The following is a 20925-nucleotide window of genomic DNA, read 5'->3' as shown; positions in this document are numbered from 1 at the left end:
GCGCCGGCGCTAGCGGGACACGATCTCCCGCATGCGCCGGCGCATCTCCTTCTCGCGCCTGTTTTCCACGATCCAGTCCTCGCGCAGTGCCCGCCACAGGGCAATCACCATCAGCACGATCACCAGTGCGAACGGCAGCGCGAACAGGATGGTCGCGGTCTGCACCGCCTTCAGTCCTCCCGCCAGCAGCAGGCTGATCGCGATCCCCGCGATCAGCATCCCCCACACGATCTTGACCCGGCCGGATGGATTCGGGTTGCCCTTGCTGCTCATCATGCCGAGCACCAGCACCGCCGAGTCGCCCGAAGTCACGAAGAACACCAGCACCAGCACGGTCGCCACCACCGACATGAGCTGCCCGAAGGGCAAGGCGCGCAGCATGTCGAACAGCGCCAGCGCCACGTCGGACTTGACGGTCTCGGCGAGCGGCACGTGCTGCCAGATCTGCATCGTGAGCGCGCTGCCGCCGAACACCGAGAACCACAGGAAGGCCGCCAGCGAGGGCGCGAGCACCGTGCCGATGATGAACTCCCTGAGCGTGCGGCCGCGCGAGACGCGCGCGATGAACAGGCCGACGAAAGGCGACCAGGAAATCCACCAGGCCCAGTAGAAGATGGTCCAGTTCGCGACCCAGGAACTGTCGCGGAAAGGCGTGGCGCGCAAGCTCATGCGGACGATGTCGCTGACATAGCTGCCCAGGGTATTGGTCAAGGTGTCGATGATCGCCACCGTCGGGCCGAGCAGGAACACGGCCAGCGCCAGCATCAGCGCCAGCAGCATGTTGGCGTTCGACAGCAGCTTGACGCCCTGCTCCACCCCCGACACCGCCGAGCTCACAAAGACGGCGGTGGTGACCACGATGATCGCCACCTGCCAGGTTTCGCCGATCTCGAGGCCGAAGACCGCGTGCAGGCCGCTGTTGATCTGCAGCGCGCCCATGCCCAGCGAGGAGGCGACGCCGAAGGCGGTGGCCACCACCGCCAGCACGTTGAACAGTCCCGACATGGCGCGCACGGGCCGCCAGGGCAGCGAATCGGTCACGGTGCTGATCAGCGGCGTGCCGGCCCGGCGGTACTGGAAGAAGGCGATCGCCAGGGCGACCACGCTGTACACGGCCCAGGGATGCACGCCCCAGTGGAAGAAGACGTAGCGCATCGCCGCGTTGGCCGCTTCCGGCGTGCCGGCGGTCACGCCCGGGGGCGCCGTCACGTAATGGGAAATCGGCTCGGCCACGCTCCAGAACACCAGGCCGATGCCCATGCCCGCCGCGAACAGCATGGCGAACCAGCTGCCCACCGTGAACTCGGGCTCCTCGTCCTCGTTGCCGAGCTTGAGGTTGCCGTAGCGGCTGAACGCAACGAAGGCGGCGAACAGCACCAGCCCGAGCACGACCCAGAGGTAGAACCAGCCGAAGTTGCGGGTCAGGGACGCCAGCATGGCGTCGAGCGTCGTCGCCATGTGCTCGGGGGCGGCGATCCCCCATAGCACGATCAGGAAAATGAAACCTGCGGAAAAGAGCATTTGCATAAGGACCTCGATGAAGCAAGCGCCGCTGCGGCGAACGGCGGGCAAACGGCGGGCTGGCCGATGCCGTGAACCGGCGTGGGCAAAAGGCGATCGGTAAGCTGGTACGTGCCACTTGCGGTTCGGCGCGCGCTAAGGAGCGGCCGCAGCAACGGGAAGGCGCTTGCCGGAACATGGATGCGCCGCCGGGTGGCGAAGAGACTGGCGGGGCCAGCGGGTGGATTATACAGAAAACAATTTATTTGTACAAATATAGATTCTCTGTATGAAACTGTAACGACGCTGCCCTCGTCGAGGAGCTGCGCAAGAACGAGTGAAAAGACAACGCCCGCGTAGTGCGGGCGATGTGGTGCATTCGGTTGCCAACGAGCGCGGGGGCGGATTCAGTCGCCCGGCCCCTCGCCCGGCATGGTGTCGGCCATCAAGCGCAGCTCTTCCGGGGTCAGTTCTTCCGGCTTCTTGTTCCTGAGGCCGTCGACGTCGCCCGGTTTCGCCTCGGGCGCCTTCTGCTCGCTCTGGCCCTGCCCGCCTTGATTGCCGCCCTGCTGGTTGCCTTGCTGATGACCTTGCAGGTCGGTCGCCTGTACCTGACCGTTCTGCAGGTTCTTGTTCTGCTGATCGTTCGTCATGCTGAGCTCCTTGCCGCGATGGTGATTCGGAAGACCAGTGTGGCACAGAGCACGAAGCGACGGCGTTCGCCTTAGACGACTTCGTTCCAGGTCGGCTTGCTGATGTAGGGGCGGGTGTATTCGCAATACATGCCGTCGTATTCGGACACCAGCTTGCCGGCGTCCTTGAGCACGTAATGGAACTGCTTGCAGGGCGTGTCGCCGATCGGATGGTCGCCGATGTTGGTGATCGACACATGGTACTGGTTGCCCTTCCAGCTCACGCTCTCGCCGCGCTTCAGGCTTGCCAGCAGCTTGGGGAACTCGACCGAATAGTCGCTCCCCTTCTTGATCAGGGAATGGCCGCCCCAGGCATCGAACGCGTAACCGCCCTCGCAGCCGTGGCAGCGGATCTTGCTGGCTTCGCGGAAGGCGTACTTGGCTTCACGCGCCTGCTTGAACTCGAAATCGCGGAAGCTGCCGACCGGGCACTGGGTGTTTTCCGGCCACAGGCCGGCGGGTTCGAAGCTGTCCGGCCTGGGGCCGAGCAGCAGGTTGGCGCCCTTCATGCGCTTGCAGCCCGCGGGCAGCGGCGGCTTGGCGGCCACCGGCGCCGCGGCCGTGGCGGCGGCGTCGGCCGGCTGGGCAGCCTGTGCCTGCGCTTGAACCTGGGGCTGGGCCTGTGCCTGCGCCTGTTCCGGATTGCCCTGGAAAGCGCGGTCGATGGCGCCGGTGACCGCGCGGTCGACGTTGCCCGACACGGCGGCGCGCGCCGCATTGGCGGCGGAATTCTTCAGGAAGTCGCCGAAGGACTGCGCCTGGGCGTTGAGCGACAGGCAGGCGCCGGTCAGCAGGAGGATGCGTTGGATGGTGTTCATGGAGGCCCCGGAATTGGTGAAGACGGCCGCGCAGGAAGGGTCTGGTTTCCTGCGCCCACCGGCAAAACCGCAGTCTAGAGCGGACGCCGGCCGCAGTCTCACATCACCGATGGGGGGAATTTCAACAAAAGCGTGGTTTTGTGCAACCTTTTGAGCCACTCAGCCGTGGTAGGCTACGTCTTTCGCCCGGAGGAGACGAATGGGATCCAAATTGGAAAGTCAGTGGTGGTACGGCGGTCTGGTGACCGTTCTGGCCGTGCTATCGACGCGGCTCGTGTTCGAGTCGGCGGGACTGCCTTTGCCGGAGAACCTGGCCCAATGGATCCTGTGCGCCTTCTGCTTTTCCTGCATGTGGCGCTGCTTTTCCTTCCTGGGCTATCTGAGCGTCCTGCTCATCGCCCCCGCTTCCAGGCTCCTGGAACAGACCCTTCCGCGCTGAATTCAGGCAGCCGTACTCGCCAGGATACGCGCGACCAGGGTATCCGGATCGTCGCGCACATTGAAGGCTTATCCAGCGCCGCCCGCTTGGCGCCTGCTGCGCTCTTGCCGCAGCTGCCAACGCCCATGATGCCCATACAGGCGAAAGCGCCCATCTGGACGAGCAGAATGAAGCGCCTGCCATGTAATGCCGTTCAGTTAGCAGAAAAACCGTCGCTCCGGCGAAGGCCGGAGCCCAAGTTAAGCGCTTCGATAGCTCACGCAGAACTTGGGTTCCGGCCTTCGCCGGAACGACGTTCATACGCTAACTGAACGGTATTAGCGCCTGCCATGTGCTTTTGTAAAGCACATGGCAGGCGCAGGGATGATCGCGCGGTGGTGTTCAGGCCTTGCGCTTGCGGCGCAGGCCGAGCGCGGCGGCCCCCATGCCCAGCAGCATCAACGAACCTGGCTCCGGCACCTCGGCCGGGTCGGCCGGACGCTCGACCACGCTGCCCTTCAGGTTCAAGGTCAGCTTGTAGCCGGAACCCAGCGTGCTCGCTGCATAGCTGCCTTCGGGCGCGGCGTCGGCGAAGATGAACTCGTACATCGCGCCAAAAGATCCCACCTTGTCCGTCAGGAAGCTGGCCGCATAGTGCTTGCTCGTGCCCGCCGCCAGGGTGCCGACGCTGGCGACATTGGTCGTGAACTGATCGTCGGGATCACCGGTTTCGGCGATGCCGGTCATGTTCATGCCGACGCGCTCGCCCGCCAGGTTGTGGAAGAAGAACACCAGGTCGGCCACGCTGTCGCCCTGGAAGACCGAGCCGAAATCCAGGGTCATCGTCTTGCTGCCCCAGGGATCGAAGGACTGTTCCGCGTGCAGCAGGTAGCTGTAGTTGGCGGTAAGCGAGCCGAACCAGTCGAGGGTCGAGTTCGTGCTGGCCTGGCTGTTGAAGCCGTTCAGGGTGGTCTCGGCCTTCAGCGAAGTCGCCGTGTGGTTCACGTCGACCGTGCCCGCCCCGACGTAATCATTCAGGCTGGCCGATCCGATGGTCAGGTTGTGATTGAGCGGGGTCGAGGTGGCGCCGTTGTTGCAGCCTTCCTTGGGCTTGCCGCCGCAGGTGTCGGTCGCCGACAGGTTGGCGGCGGCGCCGGATACCCCGGTCGGCACCGTCAGCTTGATCGCGCTGCTGCCCGTACCGGAAGCATTGGCATTGCCCCCGTTGCTGCCTGCATTGGTCGCGGGTGCGGTCACGCTGCTGGTCTGCTTGTAGGTCGAGCTCAGTCCAATGTTGACGCCGGTCAGCACACCGGTGCTGCTGTTGAATTGCCCGAGCTTGGTCGTACCCAGGTTGACGTTGGTCTGTTCGACGGCGCCATCGGATGCCGACTTGTTGGCGCCCAGGGTATCGGTGACCGAACGATTCAGCGTGAACGTGTTGCTCGAGCTCGTGATGAGGGTGGCGTGGGCGAGCGTAGGCATGGCCACGGCACCGATGGCCGATAGCATGGCCAGGTGCATGGTTCTCTTTAGCATTTTCATCCCTTGTTGTCAGATCCCAGTCGTCTCATGGGCCGACGGCCCGCGATCGCTGGAACTGCGCGTCTTTACGCAAGGAGCATGCCAAGTTGGCCAAGCCTTTGATAACGCTAACTTTTTGATTTATGCGGAGCGGGTTGACAAGGAGGCTTGTAAAATTTACCGACAGTTACAATTTATTTCTAACAAGCAAGTACCAGAGGCCGGCAGTCCGGGTTGCGCCGGCATCGGCATCAGGTGCTTTCGCGCTGGCGCAAGGTGAAGCCGAGGTCGATGCGCTTCTGTTCCGGCGCCTTGCCCGCGATGACCTGCAGCAGCAGGCTGGCGGCTTCGAAGCCGATGCGGTAGCGCGGCGTATCGATCGTGGTCAGCGAAGGCACCATCAGTTCCGACGCCGGCAAGTCGTTGAAGCCGCAGATCGCCACCCTTTCCGGCACCGGGATGCCGCGCCGCTGGCAGTAGTAGATGGCGCCGTGGGCCAGGTCGTCGTTGCAGAAGAAGACCGCATCGCAGTCGGGCGCCGTGGCCAGCATCTGCTCCATCAGTTCGGCGCCGAGCGCGATGGTGGATGGCGCCGGCACCATGATCTCCAGGCGCGGATCGGCCAGCCCGGCCTCCTGCATCGCCTGGCGGTAGCCGTCGGCGCGGCGCAGGGTGCGCTCGTCGAGCTGGGCGCCGACGAAGGCGATGCGGCGGTAGCCCTTCCCGATCAGGTGGCGCGTCATCTCCATGCCGGCATCGTGCTGCGAGAAGCCCACCGACAAGGCGTCCGGGCCGCTGGCCAGGTCCATCATCGACACCACCGGCACGCGCGAGCTGGCCAGCATCTGCGCCACCGGCGGGCTGTGCGTGATGCTGGTCAGCAGGATGCCGTCCGGATTCGACTGCAGGTAGACGCGCAGGAGCTTCTCTTCCTCGGCGTCCGAATAATGGGTATTGCCGATCAGGAGCTGGTAGCGGCTGGGCCCGACCGCTTCATGGATGCCGTCCAGGACCGCCGGGAACACGGCATTCGACAGCGAGGGCACCAGCACCACGATCACATTCGATTGCGCCGAGGCCAGGGCGCGCGCAGCCCGGTTGGGCACGTAGCCCAGTTCGCCGACCGCGTGCTCGACCTTGGCGCGGGTCGCTTCCGACACCAGCTGCGGCTGGCTGAGCGCGCGCGAAGCGGTCATGATCGATACCCCCGCCAGTGCCGCTACCTGTTCAAGCGTGGTACGCCCCGTGCCTCTTGCTTTTCCGCCGCTGCTTCTGCTCATCTTCTTCCTGTTTCTCGTTCTTATCGTTATCTGGTTCCGGCGCATCCAGCGTGCCGCCTGCTTTCCAGAACACCGGATTGCGCCACGTTTTGGCTTGGCTTGTCAATATCTGGTGGGTGAGATGCCGTTTTCTGACGCGCGTGCGGCGCGGAATGCGTGCTGCGCTTGACGCTCCCCGCGCCCCTGGGGCAGAGTGCCTGCATTGACAAGAAGCACCTACTCTACATGCCCGCCGACTACCAGCAGCCTCCCGCCGACATCCAGCCCGCCGCACCATCCCCTTCCTTCGACGAGCAGTACAAGCAAGCGCGCGATCTCGCCAACAGCGGCCAGCCGGCCCTGGCGCTGGCGGCCTACGACGCGCTGCTGGCGCGCTCGCCCGGCAATGCCGACGTGCTGCTGGGACGCGGCATCGCCTTCACGCGCCTGGAGCGCTGGAGCGAGGCGGAGGCCGACCTGCGGGCGGCGGCGGCATCCTCGCCCGCCTACGCCGACGTCTGGTCGGCGCTGGGCAACCTGTACCAGTGGAGCGGCCGGCCGGAACAAGCCGCCGAGGCCTATGCGCGCGCGATCGCGCTGCAGCCGGACGCCCCCGACGCCTACATGGCGCGCGCCCGCGCCCTGCGCGCCGCCAGCCGCGCCGCCGATGCGCGGGCCGACCTGGCGCGTGCGCGCAGCCTGGGCTTCGATGCCGGCGAGGTCGACGCCATGCTGGCCGCGATGCGCCCGCGTCCCGGCACGCCCGATGCGGCCATCGCCGAAGGCTATGCCTGGGCGGCGGGCCTGTCCTCGACCTGGACCAGGCTGGGCGACAACCCGCGCTGGAACGAGCAGACCGCCAGCATTCGCCATTATGGCAAGCTCGGTTCGATCGGCTTCGAGGCCTTGCGCGCGCAGCGCTTCGCCCAGACCGGCCACGCCTGGGCGCTGGACGCCTACACCAAATTATGGAACGGCGCCTACGCCAACCTGCGCTACCAGCGTGCGCCCTCGGCGCGCCTGTTCCCGGCCAACAGCGGCCGCATCGAGCTGTACCAGGCGGTGGGTGACGGCTGGGAAGTCTCGCTCAGCGACGACGTGCTCGGCTTCGGCGAGCGCGTCAACATCTACGGCGTGAGCCTGGCGAAGTACAGCGGCAACTGGTACGTCCAGCTGCGCCACCAGAATATTGTGGCGCCGGGCTCGCACGGCTCGGGCGACCGCCTGCTGGGCCGCTACTACTACCAGGGCGACGCCGACAGCTACCTGGAGCTGGCGGTGAACCGCGGCCGCAGCGACGATCCGCTGTCGCTGGCGGGCGGACGCACCCGCTCCGGCGGCGGCAGCGTCAACCTGGTGCATTATTTTTCGCGCGACTGGGGCGGGCGCGTGGGCGCCGCCTTCTCCCGTGACAGCGGTGGCAGCGCGCGCGAGCGCAGCCTGAACTTCGCCGTCTACCGCCGCTGGTAAAGCCGGTCAGCAGAAGTCCCGGCTGGGCGCATGCAGGCGCCCCAGCAGGTGCGACATGTCGACCAGGCGCTTGGCGACCAGGTGGCGCACCTCCCCTTCCTTCTGCCAGATGCCGTACACGCCGAGCAGCGGCGCGTTCAGCACCTCGCGCCGCTGCTGCTCCACCAGCGAGGGCCAGACGATCACATTGACGTTGCCGGTCTCGTCCTCCAGGGTCATGAACAGCACGCCCTTGGCGGTGCCGGGGCGCTGGCGCACCGTCACCATGCCGCAGGCGCGCGCCAGCTGGCCGTTCTGGTAGTCCATCAGGGTGGAGGCCGGCATGAAGCGCCTGGCCAGCAACTGCTCGCGCAGCAGCGCCAGCGGATGGCGGCCCAGGGTCAGGCCCTGGGCACGGTAGTCGCCCACGATTTCCTCGCCTTCCGAGGGCGCGGCCAGCTGCGGCGTTTCTTCCTGCACCGTGGTCGGGCGCAGCAGGTCGCGGTCGGGCGCCGCGCCCACCGCCTGCCACAGGGCTTCGCGCCGGTGCCCGGCCAGCGAACGCAGCGCGTTGGCGCCGGCCAGCACCTGCAGGTCGCCCCGGTCCAGGCGCGCGCGCCGCGCCAGGTCGGCCACGCTCTCGAAAGGCCGGATGGCGCGCGCTTCCTCGATACGCTCCGCCACTTCGTGCTTCAATCCGCGCTGTAGCGACAGTCCCAGGCGCACCGCCGGCTGGCGCGAGCGGTCGACCGGGTCGAGTTCCTCCAGCGCCGAATCCCAGCCACTGATCGCCACGTCCACCGGCCTCACCTCGATGCCGTGGCGGCGCGCGTCCTGCACCAGCTGCGAGGGGCTGTAGAAGCCCATCGGCTGGCTGTTGAGCAGCGCGCACAGGAAGGCCGCCGGCTCGTGGCACTTGAGCCAGGAACTGGCATAGGCCAGCAGCGCGAAGCTGGCCGCGTGCGATTCGGGGAAGCCGTATTCGCCGAAGCCCTGGATCTGGCTGAAGATCGATTCGGCGAAGGACAGCTCGTAGCCGCGTTCCAGCATGCCGCCCACGATGCGCTCGTAGTACTGCTCCAGGCCGCCCTTGCGCTTCCAGGCCGCCATCGCGCGCCGCAGCTGGTCCGCTTCGCCCGGCGTGAAGCCGGCGCCCAGGATCGCCACCTGCATCACCTGTTCCTGGAAGATCGGCACGCCCAGGGTGCGCTCCAGGGCCACTTTCATCTGCGGGCTCGGATAGTGCACGGGATCGAGTCCCTGCCGCCGCCGCAGATAAGGATGCACCATGCCGCCCTGGATCGGGCCGGGGCGCACCACCGCCACTTCGATCACCAGGTCGTAGAAGCGGCGCGGCTGCATGCGCGGCAGCATGCTCATCTGCGCGCGCGACTCGATCTGGAACACGCCCACGGTGTCGGCCGCGCAGATCATGTCGTAGGTGGCGGCATCGTCGGCCGGGATGTCCTGCATCTCGAACACGTCGCCGTAGCGCTGCCCGACCAGTTCCAGCCCGCGCCGCATCATCGACAGCATGCCCAGCGCCAGCACGTCGACCTTCATCAGGCCCAGTTCCTCCAGGTCGTTCTTGTCCCACTGGATCACACTGCGCTCTTCCATCGCCGCGTTCTCGATCGGCACCAGGCGCGACAGCTTGCCCTGGGCGATCACGAAGCCGCCCGGATGCTGGGACAGGTGGCGCGGGAAGTTGAGCAGCTGCTGGGCCAGGGTGGCCCATTGCTGCGACAGCGGCGCTTCGGGATCGAGGCCGCTTTCGGCCAGGCGCCCGAGCAGGTCGGCGCGGCTGTCGAACCAGTGGTGGGTCTTGGCCACCTTCTCGACGATGGCCAGGTCGATGCCGAGCGCGCGTCCGCTGTCGCGCAGCGCGCTCTTGGGACGGTAGCTGATCACCACCGCCGCCAGCGCCGCGCGTTCGCGCCCGTACTTGCCGTAGATGTACTGGATGACTTCTTCCCTGCGCTGGTGCTCGAAGTCGACGTCGATGTCGGGCGGCTCGTTGCGCTCCTTCGAGATGAAGCGCTCGAACAGCAGGCTGGCGCGCGCCGGATCGACCTCGGTGATGCCCAGGCAGTAGCAGACCGCCGAGTTGGCGGCCGAGCCGCGCCCCTGGCACAGGATGTTCTGCGATCTGGCGAAGCGCACGATGTCGTAGACGGTCAGGAAGTAGTGCTCGTACTTCATGTCCGCGATCAGGGACAGCTCGTGCTCGATCTGGGCCTGCACCTTGGCGGGAATCCCTTCGCGGAAGCGCCGGTGCGCGCCGATATAGGTTTCCGCGCGCAGGTAGCTGCTGGCCGTATGGCCGGGCGGGACCACTTCGTCCGGATATTCGTAGCGCAGTTCGTCCAGCGAGAAGGTGCACAGGCGCGCGATGCGCACCGTCTCGGCCAGGGCCTCGCGCGTGTAGATATTGGCCAGGCGCAGGCGCGCGCGCAGGTGCTGCTCCGCGTTCTGCGCCAGGCCGTAGCCGCATTCGGCCACCGGCTTGCCCAGGCGCGTGGCGGTGAGCGTGTCCTGCAGTGGCTTGCGCGAGCGGACATGCATCACGACCTGGCCCAGCGCCGTGATCGGCAAGCCGTGCTGCCAGCCCACCTCCTCCACCGTGGCGCGATGGGCTTCGTCGAAGGCGCGGTGGAGGAGGGTCAATCCGAGCCAGGCGCGGCCCGGGAAGGTGGTGGCCATCCATGCGGCCTGCGCGTGCAGGCGGTCCACGTCCTGCGCCTCGTGCCCGGGATAGGCCGGCAGCAGGATCGCCAGGCAGTCGGGCATGTGCTTCAGGTGCGCGTGTTCCACGCCGGGTTCGGCCAGGTCGTCCGGCGTGAGGAAGTACTCGCCCTTGGCGGCGCGCATGCGGCCCAGGGTGATCAGTTCCGACAGGTTGCCGTAGCCGTTGCGGTTTTGCGCCAGCAGGATCAGCGACAGGGCCGGGCTGCCGTCGCGCCGCTTCAGGTGGAAGTGGGCGCCGATCACCAACGGCAGGCCGGTCTTCTTCGCTTCGCCGTGGGCGCGCACCACGCCGGCCAGCGAGCATTCGTCGGTCAGGGCCAGCGCGAAGTACCCGAGCTGCACCGCGCGCATCACCAGTTCCTCGGCGTGCGAGGCGCCCTCTAGATACGAGAAATTCGACATGCAGAACAGCTCCGCATATTGCGGCAGAACCTGCGTCTGCACTGCGGGAGAGAAAAAATCGGCGGTGGTCGGCGGCTCTGGCACGGCTGGGCTACAATCCTTAGGCAAAACAGCAATACTGTATGAATATACAGTATAACCGACCAAGGACACACAGCAAGAGAGAACGATGCGGATCCATGCCCTGCTTTGCTTCGGCGAACACCCCGGCGACGGCAACCCTGCCCTGGTGATCGAAGACGATCCACGCGGCCAGGCCGAACGCGCGGCCTTCGCACGCGAGCGCAACATCACCTGCGTCTGGATCGATCCCGCCGCTGAACCGGGCGTTGCGGGCATCGCGGGCGTGGTCGACTACTTCTATCCCCACGCCCGCAGCCCCTTGTGCGTGCACGCGACCTTGGCGGTGGCCCAGGTGCTGTTCGCGCGCGCTCCCGAGGCGGCGATGCTGGCGGTGCGCACCGCAATGCGCGGCCAGCGCCTGGGACTGGTGCGCGAGGACGGCGGCTATTTCGTGCAAATGGAAGTGCAGGAAGCGGCCCAGCCCGCACTCGACGGCGCGCAGCTGGCGCGCCTGCTGGCGGCGCCGGACCTGGTGACCGCATCGACGCCGCGCGCGACCTCGATCGGCAGCCCGAAGCTGCTGGTGGAAGTGAAGGACGCGGACAGCCTGCACGCACTCGTTCCCGACCTCGCCGCCATCACCGCCTGGAGCAGGGAGACCGGCGTGAACGGCATGTACGTGTACTGCCGGCATGCGGATGGACGCTACGAAGGGCGCAACTTCAACCACCTCGACCACGCGCTGGAAGACAGCGCCACCGGCGTCGCGGCCGGCGCGCTGACGGCGCTGCTGGAACAGGGGATCACCCTGCTGCAAGGCCGGGCGACCGGGCGCAGCTGCCTGATCCGCACCCGCTACGCCGACGACGTGGTCCTGGTTGGCGGGAGGGTCGAAGCGGCAGGCAGCGAAGCGGCTTTTCTCCATGCTGGTTGAATGATTTGAAGTTATATCATTACAACGTTGTGTTAACGATACAGAGCCATGGTGACTAAAGGGTCAATTGATTAGTATTCAATTTTCCCCCGGAGAAAATCTGTGCTCAAACTCAAACTGATTCCCCAGTCGCTCCTACTTGCCCTGTACGGCGGCGCCGCCCTTGCCTCCCTGATTCCCGCCGCCGCCTTCGCACAAAGCGCAGCGCCGGCAGCCAGCACCGAGAACGTCGCCACCGTCAGCGTGGTCGGCTCGCGCCGTGTCGGCAACGCCTCTTCCACCGACACCCCGGTGCCGGTCGACTTCATCCCCATGACCAAGGCCGCCGAACAAGGCGGCCAGTTCGACCTGGCCCAGGCGCTGACCAACATCTCGCCCTCGTTCAACTCGACCCGCCAGACCGGCGCGGACGGCGCCGACCTGATCGACTCGGCCGCCCTGCGCGGCCTGGGCTCGGACCAGACCCTGGTGCTGGTCAACGGCAAGCGCCGCCACACCGTGGCGCTGGTGAATCTGTTCGGCGCGCGCAACCGCGGCAACACGGGCACCGACATGAATGCGATCCCGCTGCTGGCGATCAAGAACGTGCAGGTGCTGCGCGACGGCGCCGCCGCGCAATACGGCTCGGACGCGATCGCGGGCGTGATCAACATCGAACTGAAGAAAAACCTGGGCTGCGAATCGGTGCTGGGCTACGGCCAGTACACCGAAGGCGACGGCGAGAACTGGCTGGCCTCGGCCTACTGCGGCGTGGCCGTGGCGGGTGGCGTGCTGGGCATCACCGGCGAATGGTATGACCGCGGCCGCTCGAACCGCTCGGAGCCGGGCAATCCGCGCATCATCGGCGACACCAAGTCCGAGAACCAGACCCTTTACCTGAACGGCGAATTCCCGACTGGTCCGGGCAAGCTGTATTTCACCGCGGGCGCGCAGAAGCGCGACGCTTCGTCGGCGGCCTGGGCGCGCGAAGGCGTGGGCTCGGACGATATTCCGCGCCGTAACTCGGCGGCCATGTACCCGAACGGCTTCGTTCCCTTCATCGACGGCAAGGTCGACGACCGCTGGGGCACCGTGGGCTACCGCTGGCAAATGGGCGAGTGGAACACCGACCTGTCGCAGACCTACGGCTACAACCGCCTGATGTACAACATCAATAACACCCTGAACGCCTCGATCGCCAACCAGGACCTGCTTGCCGGCGGTCCGGGCCGCAGCGCCTCGGCCTTCGACGCGGGCGGCTTCTCGTTCCGCCAGGCGACCACCAACCTGGACTTCAGCCGCTTCTACAACGGCGTCCTGAACGGCATGAACGTCGCCTTCGGCCTGGAGCACCGCCGCGAGAACTACAAGATCTTCGCCGGCGAGCCGGGCTCTTATATCGACGCCGACGGCCTGAACTTCGGCGGCGCACCGGGCAGCCAGGGTTTCCCGGGCTTCCAGCCGGGCGATGCGACCGACAGCGACCGCCACAGCAGCGCCGCCTACATCGACATCGAGACCGACGTCAGCGACCGCTTCAAGGTCCAGACCGCGCTGCGCCACGAGCGCTATTCGGACTTCGGTTCGACCACCACCGGCAAGCTGGCCGGCTCCTACCGCGTGACGCCGAGCGTGCTGCTGCGCGCCTCGGCCAGCACCGGCTTCCGTGCGCCGTCGCTGCAGCAGGTCCACTTCTCGTCGACCTTCACCGACTTCGTCAGCGGCGAGGCGGTGGACGTGGTGCTGGCGCCGAACGGCGGCGCGGTGGCGAATGCCGCCGGCATCCCGCAGCTCAAGGATGAGCAATCGAAGAGCTTCACCGCGGGCATCACCTGGTCGCCGACCCAGTCGACTTCGGTGACGGCCGACCTGTACCGCATCGACATCGACGACCGCATCGTGCTGACGGGCCGCTTCGACGCCGAGAACTATCCTGCGCTGGGCGCCACCCTGCAGCAGCTGGGCGTGGACCAGGCGCAGTTCTTCGTCAACTCGGTCGACACCAAGACCCAGGGCCTGGACCTGACCGTGTCGAACCGCGCCGACCTGGGCGCGGGCAAGCTGAGCACCTTCCTGGCGCTGAACTTCAGCAAGACCGAAGTCAAGAACGTGAAAGCCCCGGCCGCATTCGCGGGCTTCGAGGACGTGCTGCTGTCCGAGCGCGAGCGCCTGTTCATCGAAGAAGGCGCGCCGCGCCGCAAGGCCACCCTCGGCTTCGACTACAGCCTGAACAAGTTCGAGACCTCGCTGCGCATCATCCACTTCGGTCCGCAGACCCTGGGCACCTTCTCGGGCCCGCCGGTGCCGAACCAGAAGTATGACGCCAAGACCTCGGCCGACCTGTCCTTCACCTGGGCCTTCACCGACAAGACCAAGCTGACCGTCGGCGGCACCAACATCTTCGACGTCAAGCCGACGGCGCAGGATCCGAACGAGACCGACAACGGCTTCAAGTACGAGAGCGTGCAGTTCGGCCTGAACGGCGCTTCGGTGTTCGCCCGCCTGTCGCACAAGTTCTGAACCGGCTTCGCATGACATCCAGAGGCTCCGCTTGCGGAGCCTTTTTTATTAAGGACTGACGATGAAAAAGACCGACCTGGCAAAGAGCGATGCCAAAAAATTGATGAATCAGATGAATGCGAAGGGCGCCGCCTTTGGCGCAGCGGCCAAGGCGGCTACGCCCGACCGCCGCGAACAGCGCGAGCGCGAGCGCGCGCTGGGACTGGTGCCGTTTGCCGTCAAGCTCAACGGCGAGCTGGTGCAGCAGTTGCAAAAGCTGAGCAAGGAGCGCGGCGTCGAGCTGAACCAGCTCGTGGCCGAGCTGCTGCAAAAAGGCCTCTCCGCCGACTGATCGCGAGATCATCCGGTCCGCTTCCCCCGGCTTTCGTCGCCCGCTGCGGCGATTCGTCGGAAAGCGGATGCATCCAGCCCCGCCGGCAAGGACACTGGCATTTTCTTCCACGGAGAAGTCACATGCCTACGTCCGCGCGCATCCTCTTCAGCCTGTGCCTGTCCTGCCTGAGCACCTGGGCCAGCGCCTCCACTCCCTCGCCGGACGCCTGCCGGCTGGCCAGTATGGCGCCTGAGAACTTCGTCATGCGGATTCCGTTCGAGGTCGTCGACGGACGGATCTATGTGCAAGCCAGGGTCAATGACCGCGGCCCGTTCCGCTTCGCCATCGATACCGGAGCGAGCGGCCTGGGACGCGCGGATGCGAGCCTGGTCTCCACGCTGAATTTGAAGCCGCAAGGAAAAGCCGAGGCCTCGGACGGCGTGCAGGCCGCGCAGGTCGATACCGTGCACCTGGACGCGCTCGAACTGGGCGGCCTGTCGCGCAAGGGACTCGATGTCATCACCCGCAACTACAGCGGCCGCATGCCGGCCGGCGCCGCCTTCCACGGCATCGTCGGACGCGAGTTCTTTGCGGACGGCTTGCTGATCCTGGACTACCCGAACAAGACCCTGGCCTTCAGCCGCACGCTGTCGCTGCCTGCGGCGGGAGAGCACATCCTCAAGTACGAGCGCGCTTTCCGCGTGCCTGTCTCCATTGGCTCGATCCGGACCGAGGGGAACCTGGACACCGGGGCCAACGTCAGCTTCGTGATGCCGCAAGCCCTCTACGACAAGGTCGGCAAGGGCCCGCTGGAGCTGGCCGGGCAAGGCACGCTGACCAATACGCGGATCGACACCATGCGCGCCGTCGTGCCCGGCCCGTTCAGGATCGGCGCCGCCAGCATCAAGGACGTGGAGGTGCGCGTCTCCGAGCGTTTTCCCGAGCTGCTCGTCGGCGCGCACGTTCTGCGCAATTACACGGTCATGATCGACCAGCGCTCGCGCAGCATCGCGCTATGCCCCTGACAAACGGACTTGCGGAGGCTCTGCTATAGTCGACAGTTCCGCATAGTGCTCAACCCGCAAGCCGATGAACACATTCTGGAGTCCTCACGTAGGCAAGCTGACGCCTTACGTACCGGGCGAGCAGCCCCGGATCGAGCGCATGATCAAGCTGAACACCAACGAAAATCCTTATCCGCCCTCGCCCAAGGTGATGGCCGCCATCGAGGCGGCTGGCGCCGACCGCCTGCGCCTTTATCCCGATCCGCAAGCGATCCGGCTCACGCAGGCCCTCGCCGCCTATCACGGCGTGGGGACGGACGAGGTCTTCGTCGGCAACGGCTCCGACGAAGTCCTGGCCCATGCCTTCCATGCCTTCTTCGTCCAGGACGCTCCCCTCCTGATGCCGGCGGTGAGCTACAGCTTCTACCAGGTCTATTGCCGCCTCTACGGCATCGAGGCCCGGCTGGTGCCCCTGGACGAGGACATGCGGATCGATCCCGGCCAGTACGGCGCGCCCTGCGGCGGCGTGGTGATCGCCAACCCGAACGCGCCGACCGGCATCGCGCTGACCCTGGACGAGGTGAAGCGCATCCTGCGCGCGCAGCCCGACCGCGTCGTGCTGGTGGACGAGGCCTATGTCGACTTCGGCGCGGAATCCGCCGTTTCGCTGATCCGCGATTATCCCAACCTGCTGGTGGTGCACACCTTCTCCAAGTCGCGCGCGCTGGCCGGCCTGCGCGTCGGCGCCGCCTTCGGCCAGCCGCACTTGATCGAAGGACTGAATCGGGTGAAGGACAGCTTCAACTCCTACCCGCTGGGACATCTGGAAATCGCCGGCGCCGTCGCGTCGCTGGAAGACGAAGACTATTTCCAGGCCCGGCGCGCCCAGGTGATGGCGACGCGCGAGCGCCAGGCGGAACGCCTGCGCACCCTGGGTTTCGACGTGCTGCCTTCGGCCACGAACTTCGTGTTCGCGCGCCATTCCCAACACCGTGCAGGCGACCTGGCCCAGGCATTGCGCGAACGCGCCATCCTGGTACGCCATTTCAAGTCGCCCGGGATCGACAACTACCTGCGCATCAGCATCGGCACCGACGAGGAATGCGCGCAGCTCGTGGCGGCGCTGGAAGACATCACCGCATCAAGCCTGGCTTGAACGCCTGCGCGACACGAGCAAGCCTGCCAGCGCGGCGCCGAACAGCGCCAGCGATGCCGGCTCAGGGACGGTGAAATCGTCCATCGCCCACGGCGTCGGGCTGCTGTTGTAGATCACCAGCGTATCGATGCCGTTCCATCCCAGCTGTACCCACTGCGGCGCCAGCGTATCGATCACATACGAGACATCCGTGGTGAACAGCAGCTGGCCATTGCGCCAGCCCTCGAACGAGATCTCCTGCTCCAGCCAGGCGGAAGTGAAGTACGCGCCCACGAAGTTGAAGCCGCCGGCCCTGGAGATCGCGGCCGGCGCGCCGTCACGGTTGAAGGCGGTGTTCGCGAACGAGACCGTCCCCGTTTCATAGCCGCTGCCCGGATAGGCGTCGGCCCGGATCACGCCGACGTTGTCCCAGTCGAAGCCCTGGTAGCCATTGGCCACCGCCTGGGTTTCATCGCCCGGCAGGTCGTCGAAACCGATCACGCCGGCGGATGCGCCGAACGACGCAAGCAGCAGCGCCAGGGAGAGAATGGTGTTCTTCATGTTGTCTTCCTCGAGATTCAGTCAGGATCAGCGGGCCAGGGCCGCCACGTCGGCATCGGTCAATGCGGTGCCGTAGATGCGCAGGTCGTCCATCGAGCCCTTGTAGGGCGTATCCCACCAGTTCACGCCCAGCGCGAACACGCCGGTGGCGGTGGTGAACACGTTCGGGAAGTTCACGCCGCTGAACTTCTTCACGCCATCCACATAGACATTGACCGCGCCGTTCTTCACCGTGAAGGCCAGGTGCGACCAGCGGCCGACCGGGATATTCATCCCCAGCCCGGCGTCGTACCAGGCCGTGCCCGACCACAGCATGCTGGCGCCGCCGACGAAGTCGTGGCCTTTCGGCAGGAGGCTGATCCACGAGTCCGTGGTGCGCGCGCCGAAGAAGGTGGTGGTGAAGGCCGTCAGCTGCGCCGGCTTGAGCCAGAGCGCCACCGTGTAGTTGTTGGAGGAGATCAGGCCATTGGGCAGGCGGACGCCGCTGGCGCCATCGAACACGGCGGCATTGCCCTTCACGCCCGCTTCGTATCCCAGGCTGCCGCCGGCGACATCGATGCGGCTGCCGGTTACGCTGGCCGGCGCGAACACGCCATTCGAATCGAACAGGTTGCCGTCGAACGCATAGTGCGCCAGCAGGCCGCCTGCCTTGCGCACGGTGACGGTGAAGGTCTTCAGCATGCTGGCAGTGCCCTTGGTGATGCGTGCGGTGAGCGTGAGCGTCACGTCGCCATTGGGCGAAGCGCTCACCACGCCGGTATTGCTGACCACCGCCGGATTGGACGAGGTCCAGGCGATGGTGGCGCCGCGCGCGCCGCTGGTCGGCAGGTTCAGGTTGGCCGTGACGGCCGAGGTATTGCCCAGGCTAAGCTCGTTGTAGATGGCGCTGGCCACCTGCGCATCGGTGCGCGGGACCAGGCGGCTGCCCATCACGCTCACGCCGTCGCGCGACAGGGCCGAGAAGGTCATCACATAGGTCTTCGAGGTCTCGTCCCATTGGCTGACCAGCACGCCCTTGTAGGGAACGCCGCCCAGCTGCAGCTCGACCTGGTTGCTGCCAACCAGCGTCCAGCTGCCGCTCGCCGCCCCGGTCACGGCGCCGGTGGAACTCAAGGTGATCGGCTGCGCCTTCTTGATGGTGGCGGAGATGTCCTTGCCGTGGTTGACCAGCAGGTAGTCGCCTACCACGAACTCGCGCCGCACGGCGGCCAGCTTTTCGTTGGCGAAGCGGTAAGGCGTCACGACCGGCCAGCCGTCCGCATTCATGAACATCTGGTGGGTGCGCACCTCGTGCTGTTCGCCGCGCTCGGGGAAGCGCGCATGGAACACCAGGAAGTGGCGGCCGGTGGCGGCGTCGTAATAGGCCGAGTTGTGGCCCGGCGAGACGTAGCCGGTGCCGATGCCCGTGCCCGTTTCGCCCAGCTTGCGGTCGAACAGGAAGCTGCCCATCAGCTTGACGCCGTAGGGTGCGATCGAGGCGTCGTCGAACAGCGGCTTGGCCGGGTCGGACTTCACGTTCGCCATGTTGTTGCCCTGGGCGTCCAGGTAGGGACCGTCGGGATTGAGCGAACGCGCCACGCGCATGTTGTAGCCGCCGGTCGCATCCAGCCCGCCGAAGGAGGTGAACATGTAGTAGTAGGACGTGGCGGGGCTGTACAGCACGAAGGCGCCTTCGATGCGGCTGTGGTTGCCGCCGATCAGGCGCTTGCCATAGCCCTGGCCCGGCAGCGGCATGCCGTTCGAGGGGTTCATCTGCATGATGAAGATGCCGCCCGAGTAGGAGCCGTAGATCATCCACAGCCGGCCGGCGTTGTCCGGGAAGACGTGCGGGTCCACCGTGTTCGGGTGCTTCAGGGCGTCGTAGATGCTGCCGTCGGGGCTGGCCTGTCCCCACATGCCGGACTGCAGGATGAGGCCCTTGTCGACATACGGACCCTCGATGCGGTCGGCGACCGCGATCCCCAGCGCCGAACGGGGCGAATCGCCCTTGCAGGCGTTGTAGTACATGTAGAACTTGCCGTCCGCGAGCTGGCGCACGTCGGCCGCCCACAGGGTGTTCGACTGGGCCCAGCTGAAGGCCTCGGACAGCTCGGTGAACACGTTGGCCGAGCCGTTCAGGAACAGCGGATTGGTGGCGCTGACGCTGCTGGTGATCTGCTGCCAGTTCATCAGGTCCTTGGTCTTGGCCGCCGCCAGGTGCGAGCCGAACACATAGAAGGTGTCGCCGACCTTGACGATGGAAGGATCGTGGACCGAGGCGTTGGTGAAGCTGACCGGCGTGTAGCCTGCCTGGGCGGCGGCGTCGAGGGACAGGAGGGACGAGGCCAATAGCGCCCCTATTCCCCATAGAGAGAATGGCTTCTTCATTGCGTGTCTCCGTCTTGTTATCGTTTGCGTTATCGTCGTTGCGCCTGCCGGATCGCAGGACGCACGTTCCCTGCGGCGCGTCTGGCACGGCCGTCCTGGGTATGTACGGTGAATGGACAGAATGAAGAGTTTTTATATTTTCGACAAATCACATTAAAACGGGGATCGATACCGATATCGGTATCGATCCCCGCGCGCCGTCAGCGCAGGCTTACTTGGCGCCGCCGCGCGCCGCCGCCTGGCGCTGGCGCAGCCTGGTGACGGCTTCGCCGCCCACGCCCCAGTTATCGGTGTTCACTTCGTCGATCACGACGAAAGTCGATGCCGGGTCCTTGTCCAGCACCTCCTTCATGAGGTCCGTGGCGCCCGCGATCAGCGCTTCCTTCTGCTGCCTGGTCACGCCTTCGTCGGTGACCTGGATCAGGATATAAGGCATGGCGTTCTCCTTGCGTTTACCAGGTGCCGGCGGTGGCGCCGCCGTCCACGTTCAGCACCACGCCGGTGGCGAAGCTGGCGTCGGTCAGGTACAGCACCGCGTCGACAATGTCGTCCACCTTGCCGAGCTGGCCGGTCGGCTGCAGGGTGCGCAGGAAGTCGTGGAAGCCGCTGTCGTGCATCGGCGTGTCGATGATCCCCGGCGCGACGGCGGATACCTTGATGTTCTGCGGGGCCAGCTCCAGCGCCAGCGCGCGGGTCGCGGCGTTCAGGCCACCCTTGACCAGCACCGGCAGCGCGGCCGGCACCCTGGCATTGGGTTGCAGCGCGATGCTGGCCGTGATGTTGACGATGTGGCCGCCGCCGTGCGCCGCCATGTGCGTGGCGGCCTGCTGCGACGGGTAGAAGAAGCCCATCAGGTTGGTCGCCACCAGGCGCTCCACATCGTCCGGCGTGTAGGCGGCGAAGGGCTTGGCGGTGAAGATGCCGGCATTGTTGATCAGGATGTCGGCCTTGCCGAAGCGGTCCGAGGCCGCCGCGAACAGGGCCTCGGCGGTTGCGGGTTCGGCGATGTCGCCGGCCACGCCGAGGAAGTTCTGCGGCTTGCCCAGGCTGGCCCTCGCCTGCTCCAGGCGCTCGGCGCTGCGGGCGTTGCCCACCACGTTGTAGCCGCGTTCGAGATAGGCCGCGGCCAGGGCCAGGCCGATGCCGCTCGATGCGCCAGTGATGACGACGGTACGGTTTGCTGCTTGCATGATGCGCTCCTTTGTTCGGTGGTGTGGACAGCAGCGTCGTTGCGCCGTC

General features: G+C 66.2%; 18 protein-coding genes. 8 read left to right on the top strand and 10 right to left on the bottom strand.

Annotation, left to right across the window (positions count from 1 at the left end; translation table 11 throughout):
* Positions 1 to 9: 9 nt before the first annotated feature.
* From KBW95_RS07430 to KBW95_RS07420, 3 genes are all read right to left on the bottom strand, one after another.
* A complete protein-coding gene (locus KBW95_RS07430; RefSeq protein WP_211527858.1) occupies positions 10 to 1527 on the bottom strand; it encodes a BCCT family transporter in 1518 nt (505 codons plus the stop codon).
* Between the two features lie 380 nt (positions 1528 to 1907).
* Entirely contained in the window at positions 1908 to 2153 is a 246-nt protein-coding gene (locus KBW95_RS07425) for a hypothetical protein (protein WP_211526982.1), read from the bottom strand.
* 71 nt (positions 2154 to 2224) lie between these two features.
* Entirely contained in the window at positions 2225 to 3010 is a 786-nt protein-coding gene (locus KBW95_RS07420; RefSeq protein ID WP_211526983.1) for a hypothetical protein, read from the bottom strand.
* A 199-nt stretch (positions 3011 to 3209) separates the two neighbouring features.
* Between KBW95_RS07420 and KBW95_RS07415 the strand changes: the two genes are divergently transcribed.
* Positions 3210 to 3449 (top strand): hypothetical protein, encoded by a 240-nt coding sequence (locus tag KBW95_RS07415; protein WP_211526984.1) that lies wholly within the window; start codon positions 3210 to 3212, stop codon positions 3447 to 3449.
* 381 nt (positions 3450 to 3830) lie between these two features.
* Here the strand turns inward: KBW95_RS07415 and KBW95_RS07410 are convergent, their stop codons facing one another.
* Both KBW95_RS07410 and KBW95_RS07405 read right to left on the bottom strand, forming a co-directional pair.
* The gene (locus KBW95_RS07410) at positions 3831 to 4967 is read right to left on the bottom strand and encodes a choice-of-anchor E domain-containing protein (RefSeq protein ID WP_211527857.1); all 1137 of its coding nucleotides are present in this window, start codon (positions 4965 to 4967) and stop codon (positions 3831 to 3833) included.
* Between the two features lie 236 nt (positions 4968 to 5203).
* Positions 5204 to 6232, bottom strand: a complete 1029-nt coding sequence (locus KBW95_RS07405; protein WP_211526986.1) for a LacI family DNA-binding transcriptional regulator — start codon at positions 6230 to 6232, stop codon at positions 5204 to 5206.
* Between KBW95_RS07405 and KBW95_RS07400 the strand changes: the two genes are divergently transcribed.
* On the top strand, positions 6147 to 6401 hold the full coding sequence (locus KBW95_RS07400) for a hypothetical protein (RefSeq protein ID WP_211526989.1): 255 nt from the start codon (positions 6147 to 6149) through the stop codon (positions 6399 to 6401). The genes KBW95_RS07405 and KBW95_RS07400 overlap by 86 nt on opposite strands.
* Positions 6402 to 6457: 56 nt before the next feature.
* On the top strand, positions 6458 to 7681 hold the full coding sequence (locus tag KBW95_RS07395; RefSeq protein WP_211527856.1) for a YaiO family outer membrane beta-barrel protein: 1224 nt from the start codon (positions 6458 to 6460) through the stop codon (positions 7679 to 7681).
* Positions 7682 to 7687: 6 nt separating this feature from the next.
* On the opposite strand, the gene KBW95_RS07390 is transcribed toward KBW95_RS07395, so the two are convergent.
* Positions 7688 to 10852, bottom strand: a complete 3165-nt coding sequence (locus tag KBW95_RS07390; protein WP_211527855.1) for an error-prone DNA polymerase — start codon at positions 10850 to 10852, stop codon at positions 7688 to 7690.
* A gap of 127 nt (positions 10853 to 10979) precedes the next feature.
* Here KBW95_RS07390 and KBW95_RS07385 point away from each other — a divergent pair, with 127 nt between their 5' ends.
* From KBW95_RS07385 to hisC, 5 genes are all read left to right on the top strand, one after another.
* Positions 10980 to 11807, top strand: coding sequence for a PhzF family phenazine biosynthesis protein (locus KBW95_RS07385; RefSeq protein WP_211527854.1), 828 nt, complete (start codon positions 10980 to 10982; stop codon positions 11805 to 11807).
* A 102-nt stretch (positions 11808 to 11909) separates the two neighbouring features.
* The gene (locus tag KBW95_RS07380) at positions 11910 to 14306 is read left to right on the top strand and encodes a TonB-dependent receptor (RefSeq protein ID WP_211527853.1); all 2397 of its coding nucleotides are present in this window, start codon (positions 11910 to 11912) and stop codon (positions 14304 to 14306) included.
* A 61-nt stretch (positions 14307 to 14367) separates the two neighbouring features.
* Complete coding sequence (locus tag KBW95_RS07375) at positions 14368 to 14637, top strand: hypothetical protein (protein ID WP_211524407.1); 270 nt, start codon at positions 14368 to 14370, stop codon at positions 14635 to 14637.
* A 122-nt stretch (positions 14638 to 14759) separates the two neighbouring features.
* Positions 14760 to 15644 carry an aspartyl protease family protein gene (locus tag KBW95_RS07370; RefSeq protein WP_211524408.1) on the top strand — a complete coding sequence of 295 codons (885 nt, stop codon included), beginning with the start codon at positions 14760 to 14762 and terminating at the stop codon, positions 15642 to 15644.
* A 64-nt stretch (positions 15645 to 15708) separates the two neighbouring features.
* Positions 15709 to 16779 carry a histidinol-phosphate transaminase gene (gene hisC / locus KBW95_RS07365; protein ID WP_211527852.1) on the top strand — a complete coding sequence of 357 codons (1071 nt, stop codon included), beginning with the start codon at positions 15709 to 15711 and terminating at the stop codon, positions 16777 to 16779.
* On the opposite strand, the gene KBW95_RS07360 is transcribed toward hisC, so the two are convergent.
* The 4 genes from KBW95_RS07360 to KBW95_RS07345 all read right to left on the bottom strand — a co-directional run bounded on the left by KBW95_RS07360 (position 16765) and on the right by KBW95_RS07345 (position 20876).
* Positions 16765 to 17319 (bottom strand): PEP-CTERM sorting domain-containing protein, encoded by a 555-nt coding sequence (locus tag KBW95_RS07360; RefSeq protein ID WP_211524410.1) that lies wholly within the window; start codon positions 17317 to 17319, stop codon positions 16765 to 16767. The two genes, hisC and KBW95_RS07360, sit on opposite strands and share 15 nt — an antisense overlap.
* A gap of 27 nt (positions 17320 to 17346) precedes the next feature.
* Positions 17347 to 19686: a family 43 glycosylhydrolase gene (locus KBW95_RS24790; protein ID WP_211527851.1), complete on the bottom strand. Its 2340-nt coding sequence runs from the start codon at positions 19684 to 19686 to the stop codon at positions 17347 to 17349.
* A gap of 211 nt (positions 19687 to 19897) precedes the next feature.
* On the bottom strand, positions 19898 to 20122 hold the full coding sequence (locus tag KBW95_RS07350; protein WP_211524412.1) for a 2-hydroxymuconate tautomerase family protein: 225 nt from the start codon (positions 20120 to 20122) through the stop codon (positions 19898 to 19900).
* Between the two features lie 16 nt (positions 20123 to 20138).
* Positions 20139 to 20876 (bottom strand): SDR family NAD(P)-dependent oxidoreductase, encoded by a 738-nt coding sequence (locus KBW95_RS07345; protein WP_211524413.1) that lies wholly within the window; start codon positions 20874 to 20876, stop codon positions 20139 to 20141.
* Positions 20877 to 20925 lie beyond the last annotated feature (49 nt).

Source organism: Massilia sp. ZL223, from assembly GCF_018119395.1.
Lineage (GTDB): Bacteria > Pseudomonadota > Gammaproteobacteria > Burkholderiales > Burkholderiaceae_D > Telluria.
This window is presented reverse-complemented; position numbering and strand designations above follow the sequence as displayed.